The following is a 12,812-nucleotide window of genomic DNA, read 5'->3' as shown; positions in this document are numbered from 1 at the left end:
GCCCCTCTGGGTGGTGACGCGACTGACGCCCGCCCCGAACCAAAGGTGCTCGCTTCGCTCGCGCGCTCTTCCAGGCGGGCTGAAGCCCGCCCCCTGTTCGTCCTCGCTCCGCTCGGGCGCCTTCCAGAACGCTTTCGCCCCCTGATTGCCCGACAGGAAGCCGGAATGTCTCGGCGATGCGATGCGAGGCGAGGCGAGGCGATGCCGGCTGGGATCGGCGAAGCGGTCACGCTGGCGCTCGTGGCGGGAGCCTCGGTTGGGATCGTCTCTGGTCTCTTTGCGAAGGTGTGGCCCAAGGACACGCCTGGACGTGCCCATCTCGGTCTCCGAGGAGAAATTCCATCCGGCGCTCATCGCGTCCGAAAGGAGATCATTTTTGGTGCCCGGTTCGGCCTTCCGGGCGGGTCCGTAAGCAAGGCCCGGCCGAATATGGTTCGTCCCGGCCGTTGGACGACAGCTAGGCTGCCAGCCGTGCAGGACGAGGTCTACCACTACAACGTGGATCGCTGGGAAGCTCTTGTGGAGGCGGACGCGTTGTTCACCCGTCCCATGCTCGACCTGGACGCGGAGAAGGCCCAGGTCTATCTGGGCCTGGAGAGGCTGGGTATCGACGGCGACCTGGCGGGCCGGAAGGTGCTCTGCCTGGCGGGAGGAGGCGGGCAGCAGTCGGCGGCCTTCGCTCTGCTCGGAGCCGACGTGACGGTTCTCGACATCTCGTCCGGGCAGTAGGAGGCCACGATGTCGGCGGCGCGTTGTGAGAACTCCTCGGCGTTGCCGGAAGTAAACACGGAATAGCCGGGGCGGCTGCCCCGCTCAGCTTGTACACGTCTTCCGCTTTGCGCCTAGGTTCGAGGACGGTCTTGCCGTCGTCCGCGAGCAGGTACCCATCTTCGGTAACCCTTATTTCCTTGCCGAGAATGAGTTCGAAGAGTTTCGGGAACCCATCTTTCAGCCGCATGCCTGCGGTGATGTCCTTGCCCTGCTCCTTAGTGAAGGGGCATCGGCCTCCGCGCTCATCGTCGCGTTCGTCGTGCCAATATCCGTTGTCCAGGTGCCACCAGGCGTCCACCAGGAGAGACAGGGGAAAGACGGTCTCCTCCGGCACATATGGGACGTCGGGGTTGACGATGTGCACCCTCCCACGGAGGGTCGAGCCCTCGACGGAGTCGAAGGACACGGCAAAGATCGTGGTCATGCGGGGGCACCCCTTCAGACGGAAACGGTGGTCACACTTGATCACCAGTCAGCCCGGATGGTAAACGTCCGTACTGACACTCGCTCCTGGCGTCAGAGAGCACCTGGCTGTGCGCGGCAAGGGCGAGGAGACGCTTGCCGTGCGTGGGGAGGCCACCTTCATAGGTGGATCGGGATGACCTCGATTCTGTCCAGCCGGGGCCCGCCGGGCAGTCACGCGAGCACCCGTCTCCGGGGAGAGAGTCCCCTACCCTCACAAGGTGAGCGCTTCCGTGCCGTCCTCAGGGGCGGGACGCGCCGCGTACAGGGGATCAGCGTCGGGCAGACGCGCAGGCGATGCAGGTCTTCGCCGCCGGACGGGCCTTCAGTCGTTCGACGGCGATGGGGCGCCCGCACACCTCGCACACCCCGTATGCGCCGTCGTCGAGCCGCTTCAGAGCGGTGTCCAGATCGGCGAGATGGCTCTTTCCCTGGTCGAGCAGGGCTTGGACATGGGCGCGCTCGAAGGCGGTGGACGATCCCTCGGGGTCGTGCTCGTCATCGGTGGCCACCAGCGCGGCCGACTGGACGATGGCGTCCCAGTCGCGCGTCAGCGAAGCGACTCGCGCCACGGTCCGTTCGCGGTCGGCGCCGATCAGATCTCGCATGGTCGCGAGCTCGGACGGGGAGAGCGCGGCGTCCTGAGATCGCTCAGCCATCAAGACGCCCCACCTCCTCTTCGGCTCGTCTTGCCGGATCCGTTCGCCGGCCGGCCGCGGGTGTCGTTGTTCCATACGTGCTGGTAGACCGCTGTTGCGACTCCTGCCCAGGCTGCGCGTGTTCAGTCCTTCAGGAGGTCGAGGAAGGGGGCGTCACCGGCGTCATCACTGCCCGGGAACGATCAGGCCGCTCTCGTAGGCGGTGATCACCACCTGGGCCCGGTCACGCAGCCCGAGCTTGGTCAGCACGTTGCTGACGTGGGTCTTCACGGTGTGCTCGCTGACCACCATGGCCTGCGCGATCTCCGCGTTGGACAGGCCGCGAGCGATCATCCGCAGTGTCTCCTCCTCGCGGACGGTGAGCACGCCCAGGTGTTCCGACGGCGGTGCGGCGGGGCGTGGGGCGCCACGCGAGGTGAACTCGGCGATGAGCTTACAAGCAGCGCAACACAGTGGAACGGTGCATCAATCGGATCAAGGAGTGGCGTGGGCTGGCCTTCCGGTTCGACAAGACGCCCGACAGCTATCTGGCCGGCCTGCACCTACGCGGGGCCATCTTCTGGATCCGCGGTCTTCGACCGGCCTAGAGATCCGAACTCCGCACAGGCTCTAACTGCGCTGCCCTTTGACGGCCTCGTAAACGCTGCGGTTGCACGTGGCTGTCTGGCGTGCGTGTGGGACGGAATGCTGCATACCGATGAGTTGGGGGGAGGGCGCATGCTTAGCTCAACTCTGCTGGTGGGCTGAGATAGCGACCAATGGGGACCAATCCGGGAGCATGGCTCTCGGTCTTAAGTCCCGGTGGTGTGATCCTCGTCTTGTCTCTGTGTCTGCTTGCGATCCTGGGAGTTGCCACCTTCATGGTGGTGGCCCACAAGTACGGACACAAAGCGGGAGAGGTTCGCATCTCTTGGAAGGAAATCTCAGTCCGATGGAGCCAAGAGGCGCAACAGGAAGAGTCTGACGCGTTAGAAGAAGCGCCAGGGGACACACCGGCGGTTGATAGACCGCGAGCAGCTACCAGCGAGAGTGTCACCCCGGATGGGGGTGATGCAGTCGCCTAAGTTGGCCCCCTCTTCTGAGGGGGGCCTTCTGCATCTTTGAGCAGGATGGAGGGATTCGAACCCTCGCTTCCCGCCTTGTTTCCCGATGACAAGTCAGGCCATTTGGGGCGACGGTGCACACCTACACCGCATCCCTAGGCCGCGCCCAGTCGGTAGGAGTGAAGGCTGCGGCAAATCGCGAGGCTCTAGGTCTGCCTGCCGGACTCAGCTCGGCTTGCGGGCCATGCCTCGACGGTAGGGGTGGGCGATTTTGCGGCTCAATGAACTTGTACGAACTTGCGCAGTCAGCCAAGGGATGTCAGCGCCGCTGTGATCAAGCTCGCGCTTTGTTGCCGTACACCGCGTGGGCCGCCAGCTCCGTGAAGCCTTTGACATACAGGGCGATCTCCCGGGGTTGGGTAACCGTCACTCCTGCTGAGAGGAGTTCCACGAACCCCCGTTTGTCGTCGTAGATGGAGAAGGTCTCCATGGTCCATAGCTTGCGGCGAGCATCAGAGGGAATGATCCCGAGCGAGATGGCGGGGAGAGACATGCCCTCCAGGAGTTGGCCGAGTTGTCCGGCCATGACGCCGTCGTCCGCTATCCGATCATGAAGTACCGACTCTTCCAGGATGATCGCAAAGCGATGATCTCCCTCGTATAGGAGACGGCTGCGAGCAGCGCGGGCCGCTATCGCCTCCTCGATGTCGCGTGGAGCTTCGTGGAAGTCGGCGAAGGCTGACAGGACGGCTTGCCGGAGTCGCGCAGGATCTCTCGGAGGCGCTTGCCGATCGCGAGGCGGGCCTCGTGGGCGCTGGAGGAGGGTGATGTGGACACGTGTGGAGATCAGAAGAGCCGGTACTCCCCGTGGTCGACGCCGCGTTCCCAAACAGCCTCGAAGGCCAGGGCGCACAGCTTCACCACGGCAGGGTTATCGGAGTCTTCGTAGCCGGTCGCTTCGCCGTCTCCCGAGTGGAGGCCGAAGCGCACCAGTCGATCATCGAACAGCCAGAAGTCGTTGCCAGGCAGTGCCAGGTCCGATGCTCTCTGGCGGGGGAGCCAGCGGACCAGTTCGCCGCCTGCGAGGTTGGCGTATGGCGTTGCGGAGTGTTCGTAGCGGATGTAGTCGCTCACGGGCTCCGACACGATACGGGCACGGCGCACCACGACACCTCGGCTGATCGTCTGCCTGATCAGGTTGACCCAGGGTCCGTCGAACTCCGTGCGATCGAAGGAGGCCCCTTCCCGCCAGGCGCGGTAGCCAGGGCTTGAGTAGCCGTACTCGTCGCGCATTTCGAGGTGTAGCGCTGAGCGCGTGCAGCGCCCGAGCAACTCGTCTTTGTCATCGACCCAGACTGAGGGGCAGCCCCGTGCTCGCTCGTGCCGTCGATGCCGATGAACCGTGGCGCCATGATGGCCTCCACTGCTCCGGATGTGTGCGAACTTGCACACAGGCGAGCTTGAACGGCGGTCGCGAGGTCGTCAGGGGCGAGATCCAGACTGGAGCCGCCACGGGTCAGCACAAAGTCAACACCGGTGCTGACAGCACCATGATCAACCCGGAACAACAAGAAGCCCCAGACTCTCAGCGTGTGCCGTGAGCTGGGGCTTTAACTCCTGTTTGACCAGGTCGGACCTGATCTGCTATGGAGCCTGGTGGACGATACTGGGATTGAACCAGTGACCTCTTCCGTGTCAGGGAAGCGCTCTCCCGCTGAGCTAATCGTCCATATTGAGTTAGAGAAACTCAGAGCGGAAGACGGGATTCGAACCCGCGACCCTCACCTTGGCAAGGTGATGCTCTACCACTGAGCCACTTCCGCGTGGTGCTGCCTTTACTTTAGCGGATCCCGAGGGGTCCGCCGGTCGCCGAGGTGGAGACGGGATTTGAACCCGTGTAGACGGCTTTGCAGGCCGCTGCCTCGCCTCTCGGCCACTCCACCCTGGAGTCTTGCTCCGAGCGGAAGACGGGATTCGAACCCGCGACCCTCACCTTGGCAAGGTGATGCTCTACCACTGAGCCACTTCCGCGTTAACCTCGGGCGACGTGCGCCGGGCTACGGGAAAACCATATCGTCTTCCCGGAGTGCCCGTGCGCACTGTGTGGCCCGCGGTGCGAAATTCAGCGGATCAGGCGCACGTCCTTGGCCATGACGAACATCATCCGGTGGCCGAGCTGGATCTGGTAGTAGCGGGTTTGTCCGGTTGTGGTGACGTGTTTTGCCGGGCTGAAGGCGCCCGCGGAGTAGTAGGAGCCGGTGATCGTGTCACCCACCGTGTACGTCTGGCCGGGGCCGATCTTGTACTGGAGCGGGGCCAGCGGCTGGTACGACGCCAGCTTGTAGGCGGACTGCTCGGGGAACGCGCGGCCGTACACCCTGGTCCTCGGCCTGAGAGGAGTCACCAGCGGGCCCCTGGCGGGGACGGCGGTGGGGTCGGAGGGCGGGTTGTAGAACCAGGCCTTCTGGCCGAGGTACCAGATGGCCGTCCAGTCGTCCTGCCGGTCCGCCACCGCGAAGCGCTGGCCGGTGGAGGCGCGGGCGCTGTGGTCGTACACGCTGTACGTGCTGGGCTTGCCCGGATGTTTGCCCTGGTCGTTGACCAGGGGGGACGACTCGCGCGGCTCCTGGTGCAGCCAGACCGTGGCGGCGCCGTGCTCCGGGCACGGCTTGTCCGGCTTGACGGCGACGCAGCCGGTGAAGCGGGGCCGGTTGGTGTCGTACGAGGGGCGGATCATGATGGAGTTACCGCTCTGCACCCCCTTGAGCGGCTTGCCCAGCAGGTCGAAGTAGTGGGACCAGTCCCAGTACGGTCCGGGGTCCTCGTGCATGCCCGCGACCATCTTCGGGGTGGTGCCGGGGACGTTGTCGTGGCCGAGGATGTGGGCCCGGTTGAGCGGGATGCGGTACTTGCCGGCCAGGTACCTGACCAGCTTGGCCGACGAACGGTACATCGCCTCCGTGTACCAGGTGCCCTTGGCCAGGTAGCCCTCGTGCTCGATCCCGATCGAACGGGTGTTGACATCCCAGTTGCCCGCGTGCCAGGCGATGTCGTTGGTCGCCACGTGCTGGGCGACATGTCCGTCTCGGGAGCGGATCGTGTAGTGCCAGCTTACGTACCTCGGGTTGCGGATCAAGGACGGGATGCCCTGGTAGGAGCCCTCCGTGTCGTGAATGACGATGTAGTCGACGGAACGGGACCGGCTCAGGCGGTCGTGGTTGCCGTAGTCCCGGTTCTTCTTCCTGCCGAAGCGCTCGTGGGCGGCGGGGATCCATTCGCAGGTGAGTGAGCTGGGGCACTCCACCTGCCCGCCGTTTCCGGTCTTCTCCACGTTGCCGGGCTCTGTCCAGTTTTCGTCCGGGTCGGTCTGATCGTCCGTCCCGGCTTCCTCCCCGAAGAAGGTGTCGTACTGGTCGTCGTACGGGGGCGGTGGGTCGTTGTCGGTCCGCTCGTTGACCACGGGCGGCGCGGCGGCGGAGTCCTTGGCGGTTGCGGGGTCCTTGGCGGTGGCGGCGACGGGGTGGGGGAGGTTGGGCACGGGTACGAGGCGTACCAGGTGGCCGTCGTCGGTACGCCGCCGCGCGCCCTCCCGCATCACCGAGAACACCTCGTCGGCGAACTCACGTGCCGCGGCCGCGTCCTCCGCGCCCGAGTAGCGGGCGACGGCCGCGTACCAGTCGGCCGGGTTGCCGCTCGGGCGGTCCTGGTACGAGGCGAGGAGGGCGGCGCCGCCTCTGATGTTGGCGGCCGGGTCGGTGCGCAGCAGGGCGGGGTCCGCGCCGATGAGGCGCCCGGCCTCGGGCAGCGTGGTGGGCGGCAGCGCCGACGTGGGAGGGGCTTCGGCGAACGTACGGGGCAGCGGGCGGGCGTCGTCCCCCCTGGCGTCGCCCAGCGCGTCGCCGATCGGCCACGCGTGCCCACCCCCGGTCGAGAAGGCATGCGCGTCCTGGGCGGCGGCGCTCAAAGGGCTGAGCGTGTCGGCGGGGAGCGCGTCCACCAGGTGCATCGGCCCGTAGCCGCCCGCCGTGCTCGGCGACCCGCCGTTCGCGTCCCAGCGGGACTCCAGGTACGAGACGCCGAGCAGCACGCTCTCCGGCACCCCGAACTCCCGGGCGGCCGCGGCGAACTCGGCCTGCCGCCCGGAAGGGTTCGCGGGGGAGAGAGCGGCGGTCCGGCGGCCGGGCGCGCCCCAGGCGAAGAGGCCGGGTGGGCCCGTGAGGGCAGGGGCGGTCCGGTGGCCGGAGCTCGCGAGGGCGAGGCCGGGCGGTCGCGCTGGGGCAGAGCCGGATGCGGGCATGTCCGCGGGCGCGGTGAACGTGCCGGCGGTCAGGGCGGCGGCGAGCCAGAGGCGCATGACATCTCCCCCAGGAAGGTCACGATACGACTACTCACCGTAACCTTTCCCAGAAAGGGATGGGTCAGACGGGTCGGATGATACGCATGAGATCCGCCAGATCGGCTGCGAACTCGGCATCCCAGTCATCGGGCGTCAGATGCCCGGCCAGTCGGCGGTGGGCGGGCGCGTCGGCGCCGCGGCTGAGCCTGATCTCCCGGGAGGCGTCGGAGAAGCGCCCGCTCACCTCGGAGAGCGCGAACCCCATCACGAACGTGCTCACCAGCCGCTCGATCCGGGGGACGTCCGCCTCCGGCACGCCCGCGTCGAGCAGCGCCTGGTAGAGCTGGTCGACCACCTGGACCCCGTCGGGCGTCGCCGAGGTGCGCAGCAGCAGGAGCGGGAAGACCGACGGGTGCTCGCGGGCCAGCCGCCGGGTGGCCCAGGCGATCGCGCCCAGGCGCTCCTGCCAGGTCCGGCCGGGATCGCCGGGCGCGAGCCGGTCGAGCAGGCGGCCGACGAGGCCGTCGAGCAGCTCATCCTTGTTCCGGAAATATCCGTACAGGGCCATGGGTGTTACCCCGACCCGCTCGGCGACGGCCCGCATGGACAGGGCTTCCAGGCCGCGCTCGTCGGCGATGGCGAGGGCCGCGTCGAGGATTTCCGGCTGCCGGGAGGTCTTGAGCTTCCGCACCGCGTCAGTCTACAGTGTAGAGCAGTCTACATCGTAGACTGGGAAGGGGCATGGGCTGATGGCGCGCACGAGCGGGCTGGTGGAGGCGGCCGGGCTGGTCAAGCGGTACGGCGACGTCGCCGCGCTGGACGGCTTCGACCTGCGGGTGGAGCCGGGCGAGATCGTCGGGCTGGTCGGCCACAACGGCGCGGGCAAGACGACGTTCTTCGAGATCGCCGCGGGATTGGCACGCCCGGACGCCGGGCGCGTCGCGGTGCGGGGAGAGGTGGGGATGGCGCCCCAGCAGCTCGCCCTCTACCCCAGCGTCACCGTACGGGAGACGTTGCGGCTGTTCGGCGGGCTGGCCGGGCTGCGGCGGCGCGCGCTGGCCGGGGCCGTCGAAGCCGTGGCGGAGGAGCTGGCGCTGACCGGGGTGCTCGACCGGCGGGTGAGCGTGCTCTCCGGCGGCCAGCAGCGCCGTGCGCAGGCGGCCACCGCCCTCCTGCCCGGCCCGGACGTGCTCCTGCTCGACGAGCCCACGGCGGGCGCCGACCCCGAGACCCGCACCGCCCTCCTGGCGGCGGTGCGCCGCAGGGCGGACGGCGGCGCGGCGGTCGTCTACTGCACGCACTACCTCCCCGAGCTCACCGAGCTGAAGGCCACGATCGCCGTCGCGCGGAGCGGGCGGGTGATCGCCAGGGGCACGGGCGCCGAGCTGCTCAAGGGGCTGCCTGGCGAGGTCCGCGTCACCCTGGACGACGACGAGATCACGGTCGCGACCACCGACCCCACCGCCACGCTGGCCGCCCTGCTGCGCGACCTCGACCGCCCGGTGCGCGGCATCGACATCCGCCAGCCGTCGCTCGACGACCTCTACAAGGATCTCCGAAAGGAGCCCGCGGATGCCGCGTGAGACGTTGCACCGCATCGCCGTGCTGACCGCGCACAACGTGCTCCTGCGCAGGCGCGACCCGGCCCACCTGGTCAGCTACCTGGTCATGCCCATGGTCCTCATGCTCGTCTTCAAGTCGATGCTGCGCGAGCCCGCCCAGGTCGTGACGGGCCTGCTGGTCATGTTCTCGGTGCTGTCGATGGCCGACGTGGCCACGGCCGGCCTCGCCGAACGCACCTGGCACACCTGGGACCGCCTCAGGACCACCAGGGCCCGCGTCCCGGAGATCATGATCGGCAAGGCCCTGCCGGTGTTCGCCGTGCTGGTCCTCCAGCAGGTCGTGCTGCTCGCGTACGGGATGATCGCGGTGGGGCTGCGGCCGGCCGGGACGGCGTGGCCGCCGGCCCTGGGCCTGGCCGTGGCGGCGTGGTGCTTCGCGCTGCTCGGCGTCGGCACGGCGCTGGCCGGGGTGGTGCGCAGCCAGGGGGAGCTGAGCACGCTCTGCAACATCGCGGCGCTGTCGGTCAGCGCGCTGGGCGGTGCGCTGGTGCCGTACGCGATGATGCCCGCCTGGGCGCAGGCGATCGCGCCGATCTCGCCCGGGTACTGGGCGACCACCATGCTCCAGGCCGCTGTCAGGGGTGACGTCGCGGGCACGGCCCGCCCCGCGGCCGTCCTCGTCGGGCTCGGTCTCGCCGCCGGAGCCTTCGCCTGGTGGCGCTTCGGCAGGGGCTGGGGCCGCGGCAGCCTGCTCTAGACAGGCGTTCGAGTTAATTCCTGCCCGATTTCGGGCAGGAAGTTGAAGTGTCTCGTTCCAGATGCGTAATGTCCTCGTCTGTGTCCCCGGCACGACATCCCTACGAAGACCTCATCGTGCACCTCACCGAGACGAGCCCGCTGGGCCCGGGTGAGGCGGCGAAGGTGATCGCCGACGTGCTGTCGTACTTCTCCGAGTCCGTCGAGGAGTACGTCCGCCGCCGGCACGCCGAGCTGAAAACGGTCGGCCACACCAACGACGAGATCTTCCCCAGGATCGCCGCCGAATTACGCGGTCGGCGGGTCGCGGCACCGGAGCTGTCCCTGCGGCAGCTGCGCAGGATCGTCTACGGATGAAGAGGAGACCTCGATGTGCGGAATCGTGGCCTATGTCGGCCCACGGGACGCGGCGCCCATCCTGCTGGAGGGCCTGCAGCGTCTGGAGTACCGGGGGTACGACTCGGCCGGGGTCGTGGTGTCCAACCGGGGGCTCAAGCTACGCAAGGTGAAGGGCCGCGTGGCGGACCTGGCCAAGGTCGTGCCGGCCAGGTTCAAGGGCACCCTGGGCATCGGGCACACCCGCTGGGCCACGCACGGCGTGCCGAGTGACGAGAACGCCCATCCCCACCTGTCCTCCGACGAGCGCATCGCGGTCGTGCACAACGGCATCATCGAGAACGCCGGCGAGCTGCGCGCGAAGCTGGAGGCCGACGGCGTGGTGTTCGCCTCCGAGACGGACACCGAGGTGCTCGCGCACCTGATCGCGCGCGCCGCCGACGAGAACGACTCCCTGGAGGAGGCGGTCAGGAAGACGCTCAAGAGCATCGTCGGCACGTACGGCATCGCGGTCATCGACCGCGAACGCCCCGGCGAGGTGGTCGTGGCGCGCAACGGCAGCCCGATCGTGCTGGGCATCGGCGAGAAGGAGATGTTCGCCGCCTCCGACGTGGCCGCGCTCGTCCGCTACACGCGCCAGGTCGTGCACCTGGAGGACGGCGAGCTGGCCGTGCTCAAGGCCGACGGCTTCCACACCTTCGCCAGCGACGCCCGCGAGACCGCCAAGGAGCCGCTGACCGTCGACTGGGACGCCGGCCACTACGACACCGGCGGCTACGAGCACTACCTGCTCAAGGAGATCTCCGAGCAGCCCGAGACGATCACCCGTACGATGAGCGGCCGGCTCGACGAGCGCTTCCACGTGGCCCACCTGGGCGGGCTCAACATGGACGCCCGCGAGACGCGGGGCTTCCGCCGGGTGAAGATCATCGGCTGCGGGTCCGCGTACTACTCGGGACAGATCGGGGCACAGCTCATCGAGGAGCTGGCCCGTATCCCGTCCGACGCCGAGCCCGCCAGCGAGTTCCGCTACCGCAATCCGGTCGTCGACCCCGACACGCTCTACGTCGCCATCAGCCAGTCGGGCGAGACGTACGACACGCTCGCCGCCGTGCAGGAGCTCAAGCGCAAGGGCGGCCGCGTCATCGGCATCGTCAACGCGGTCGGCAGCGCCATCGCCCGCGAGGTGGACGGCGGCATCTACCTGCATGCGGGTCCCGAGGTCTCGGTGGCCTCGACCAAGGCGTTCACCTCGACGTCGCTGGCGTTCGCGCTGCTCGCGCTGCACCTGGGCCGGGTGCGCGACCTGTCGCCCGCCGACGGGCGGCGCATCGTCGACGGCCTGCGCAGGCTGCCGGGGCAGATCGAGGAGATCCTCACCCAGAGCGACAAGATCGCCGAGCTGGCGCAGAAGTACGCCAAGCACCCGAGCATGATGTTCGTGGGCCGCGTGCGCGGCTACCCGGTGGCCAGGGAGGGCGCGCAGAAGCTCAAGGAGATCTCGTACGTGCACGCCGAGGCGTACCCGGCCAGCGAGCTCAAGCACGGGCCGCTCGCGCTGATCGGCCCCGACATGCCGACGGTCGCCATCGTCCCCGACGACGAGCTGCTCGACAAGAACCTCACCACGCTGGGCGAGATCCGCGCCCGCGGCGGGCAGGTGCTCATGGTCGGTCACCGCGAGCCCGACGTCAAGCTGGCCGACGACGTGATCGTGATCCCCAAGAACGAGATCGAGCTGGACCCGATCCTGCTCACGATCCCGCTTCAGCTGCTCGCGTACTATGCCGCGGTGGCGCTCGGCCGGGATGTGGACAAGCCTCGCAATCTCGCCAAGAGCGTCACGGTTGAATAAACAGGCTAATTTGGCCTCAAACCTCGTTATCTTGCTGCGGACGACATAAATTCGATACGTGCGGCAGTTCGACGCTGAGAGGCCCAATCTCGCACGCATGTACGATTACATGCTCGGCGGGAAGGACAACTTCGCGGTCGACCGCCAGGCCATCGAGCAGCTCGCCGAGCTGATCCCGGAGGCGGTCCCGCTGGCCCGCGCAAACCGGGCCTTCCTGCAGCGTGCCGTGCGCTACGTGGCCGCCGCCGGGGTACGGCAGTTCCTCGACCTCGGCAGCGGGCTGCCGACCCAGGGCAGCGCGCACGAGGTGGCGCCCGAGGCCCGGGTCGTCTACGTCGATCGCGATCCGGTCGTCGCCGCACACGCCTCGGCCCTGCTCGGACACTCGGGCAGGGCCGCGCTCGTGGAGGCGGACCTCCTGGATCCCGACGCGGTGCTGGCGGGGGCGGGCGGGTTCCTGGACCTGCGCCGGCCGGTCGGGGTGCTGCTCGTGTCGATCCTGCACTTCCTGCCGGATTCGGCGCGGCCGCGGCAGGCTCTGGCGACCCTGCGCGAGCGGCTGGCGCCGGGCAGCTACCTCGTGATCACCCACGCCACCTCGATGGGCCGCCTGGAGGACGGGCAGCGCTACCGGGGCGCCTCCTCGGACGATCCGAGCGGCGGCACCGACCGCACGCCCGCCGAGATCCGCGCCTTCTTCGGTGACTTCCCGCTGGAGCCGCCGGGCCTGGTCCAGGCCGTCGACTGGCGTCCCGACCGGCCCAAGCTGGTGGGGGACTGGTCGCTGCCGTCGTCCCTGATGGCCGGGGTCGGCAAAAAGCCCCTATGAGAGATATGTGTATCTCTGCGTATTGTGTCGATAACTTAGAGTGAGCGATGACTCGCGATGCTCGGGGGAGAGGCACATGCGCCGTCGGCGGTTCTTCGCATGGGGGCTGGGCCTGGCCAAGCACATCGCCGATGAGATCGGCTGAAGAGCTCGGCTCGTCGCACGGCCGGCGACTGCTGAAGGGCGTGCTGGACGACGGGCGC

The 12,812-nt window shown here is 68.2% G+C and carries 11 protein-coding genes, 4 tRNA genes and 2 pseudogenes; 7 read left to right on the top strand and 10 right to left on the bottom strand.

Going from position 1 to position 12,812, the window contains the following annotated elements:
* Positions 1–471 precede the first annotated feature (471 nt).
* On the top strand, positions 472–729 hold the full coding sequence (locus ACWDX9_RS32620; RefSeq protein WP_449960659.1) for a hypothetical protein: 258 nt from the start codon (positions 472–474) through the stop codon (positions 727–729).
* 776 nt (positions 730–1,505) lie between these two features.
* Here the strand turns inward: ACWDX9_RS32620 and ACWDX9_RS32615 are convergent.
* Both ACWDX9_RS32615 and ACWDX9_RS32610 read right to left on the bottom strand, forming a co-directional pair.
* A complete protein-coding gene (locus ACWDX9_RS32615) occupies positions 1,506–1,892 on the bottom strand; it encodes a TraR/DksA family transcriptional regulator (protein ID WP_067129708.1) in 387 nt (128 codons plus the stop codon).
* A 122-nt stretch (positions 1,893–2,014) separates the two neighbouring features.
* A pseudogene (locus ACWDX9_RS32610) lies at positions 2,015–2,297 on the bottom strand (response regulator transcription factor); the annotation flags it as partial.
* Positions 2,298–2,326: 29 nt separating this feature from the next.
* On the opposite strand from ACWDX9_RS32610, the pseudogene ACWDX9_RS32605 reads away from it, so the two are divergent.
* A pseudogene (locus ACWDX9_RS32605) lies at positions 2,327–2,479 on the top strand (IS5/IS1182 family transposase); the annotation flags it as partial.
* A gap of 790 nt (positions 2,480–3,269) precedes the next feature.
* Here the strand turns inward: ACWDX9_RS32605 and ACWDX9_RS32600 are convergent.
* The 8 genes from ACWDX9_RS32600 to ACWDX9_RS32565 form a co-directional block, all read right to left on the bottom strand.
* On the bottom strand, positions 3,270–3,848 hold the full coding sequence (locus ACWDX9_RS32600; RefSeq protein WP_449960656.1) for a Scr1 family TA system antitoxin-like transcriptional regulator: 579 nt from the start codon (positions 3,846–3,848) through the stop codon (positions 3,270–3,272).
* The gene (locus ACWDX9_RS32595; RefSeq protein ID WP_449960654.1) at positions 3,782–4,267 is read right to left on the bottom strand and encodes a DUF6879 family protein; all 486 of its coding nucleotides are present in this window, start codon (positions 4,265–4,267) and stop codon (positions 3,782–3,784) included. The genes ACWDX9_RS32600 and ACWDX9_RS32595 overlap by 67 nt, the downstream gene beginning before the upstream one ends.
* 322 nt (positions 4,268–4,589) lie before the next feature.
* A tRNA-Val gene (locus ACWDX9_RS32590) sits at positions 4,590–4,664 on the bottom strand.
* Between the two features lie 22 nt (positions 4,665–4,686).
* Positions 4,687–4,758 (bottom strand) — tRNA-Gly (locus ACWDX9_RS32585).
* Between the two features lie 49 nt (positions 4,759–4,807).
* Positions 4,808–4,878 (bottom strand) — tRNA-Cys (locus tag ACWDX9_RS32580).
* Between the two features lie 16 nt (positions 4,879–4,894).
* Positions 4,895–4,966 (bottom strand) — tRNA-Gly (locus ACWDX9_RS32575).
* Between the two features lie 91 nt (positions 4,967–5,057).
* On the bottom strand, positions 5,058–7,289 hold the full coding sequence (locus ACWDX9_RS32570; RefSeq protein WP_449960651.1) for an N-acetylmuramoyl-L-alanine amidase: 2,232 nt from the start codon (positions 7,287–7,289) through the stop codon (positions 5,058–5,060).
* 64 nt (positions 7,290–7,353) lie between these two features.
* A complete protein-coding gene (locus ACWDX9_RS32565) occupies positions 7,354–7,962 on the bottom strand; it encodes a TetR/AcrR family transcriptional regulator (RefSeq protein WP_449960648.1) in 609 nt (202 codons plus the stop codon).
* Positions 7,963–8,020: 58 nt separating this feature from the next.
* On the opposite strand from ACWDX9_RS32565, the gene ACWDX9_RS32560 reads away from it, so the two are divergent.
* The 5 genes from ACWDX9_RS32560 (at position 8,021) to ACWDX9_RS32540 (ending at position 12,609) form a co-directional block, all read left to right on the top strand.
* Positions 8,021–8,854 carry an ATP-binding cassette domain-containing protein gene (locus tag ACWDX9_RS32560; RefSeq protein WP_449960646.1) on the top strand — a complete coding sequence of 278 codons (834 nt, stop codon included), beginning with the start codon at positions 8,021–8,023 and terminating at the stop codon, positions 8,852–8,854.
* The gene (locus ACWDX9_RS32555) at positions 8,844–9,590 is read left to right on the top strand and encodes an ABC transporter permease (protein WP_449960643.1); all 747 of its coding nucleotides are present in this window, start codon (positions 8,844–8,846) and stop codon (positions 9,588–9,590) included. Before ACWDX9_RS32560 ends, ACWDX9_RS32555 begins: the two co-directional genes overlap by 11 nt.
* Before the next feature lie 80 nt (positions 9,591–9,670).
* Positions 9,671–9,946 (top strand): hypothetical protein, encoded by a 276-nt coding sequence (locus ACWDX9_RS32550; RefSeq protein ID WP_394491059.1) that lies wholly within the window; start codon positions 9,671–9,673, stop codon positions 9,944–9,946.
* A gap of 13 nt (positions 9,947–9,959) precedes the next feature.
* Entirely contained in the window at positions 9,960–11,780 is a 1,821-nt protein-coding gene (gene glmS, locus ACWDX9_RS32545) for a glutamine--fructose-6-phosphate transaminase (isomerizing) (RefSeq protein ID WP_350722052.1), read from the top strand.
* Between the two features lie 58 nt (positions 11,781–11,838).
* On the top strand, positions 11,839–12,609 hold the full coding sequence (locus ACWDX9_RS32540) for an SAM-dependent methyltransferase (protein ID WP_449960641.1): 771 nt from the start codon (positions 11,839–11,841) through the stop codon (positions 12,607–12,609).
* The last annotated feature ends 203 nt before the right edge of the window (positions 12,610–12,812 follow it).

The organism is Nonomuraea sp. NPDC003201, from assembly GCF_053590415.1.
This window is presented reverse-complemented; position numbering and strand designations above follow the sequence as displayed.

Bases quoted from the DNA above. Each gene is read 5' to 3' on its own strand.
- ACWDX9_RS32570 (WP_449960651.1), bottom strand. From the start codon at position 7,289: ATGCGCCTCTGGCTCGCCGCCGCCCTGACCGCCGGCACGTTCACCGCG.
- ACWDX9_RS32615 (WP_067129708.1), bottom strand. From the start codon at position 1,892: ATGGCTGAGCGATCTCAGGACGCCGCGCTCTCCCCGTCCGAGCTCGCG.
- glmS (WP_350722052.1), top strand. From the start codon at position 9,960: ATGTGCGGAATCGTGGCCTATGTCGGCCCACGGGACGCGGCGCCCATC.
- ACWDX9_RS32560 (WP_449960646.1), top strand. From the start codon at position 8,021: ATGGCGCGCACGAGCGGGCTGGTGGAGGCGGCCGGGCTGGTCAAGCGG.
- ACWDX9_RS32555 (WP_449960643.1), top strand. From the start codon at position 8,844: ATGCCGCGTGAGACGTTGCACCGCATCGCCGTGCTGACCGCGCACAAC.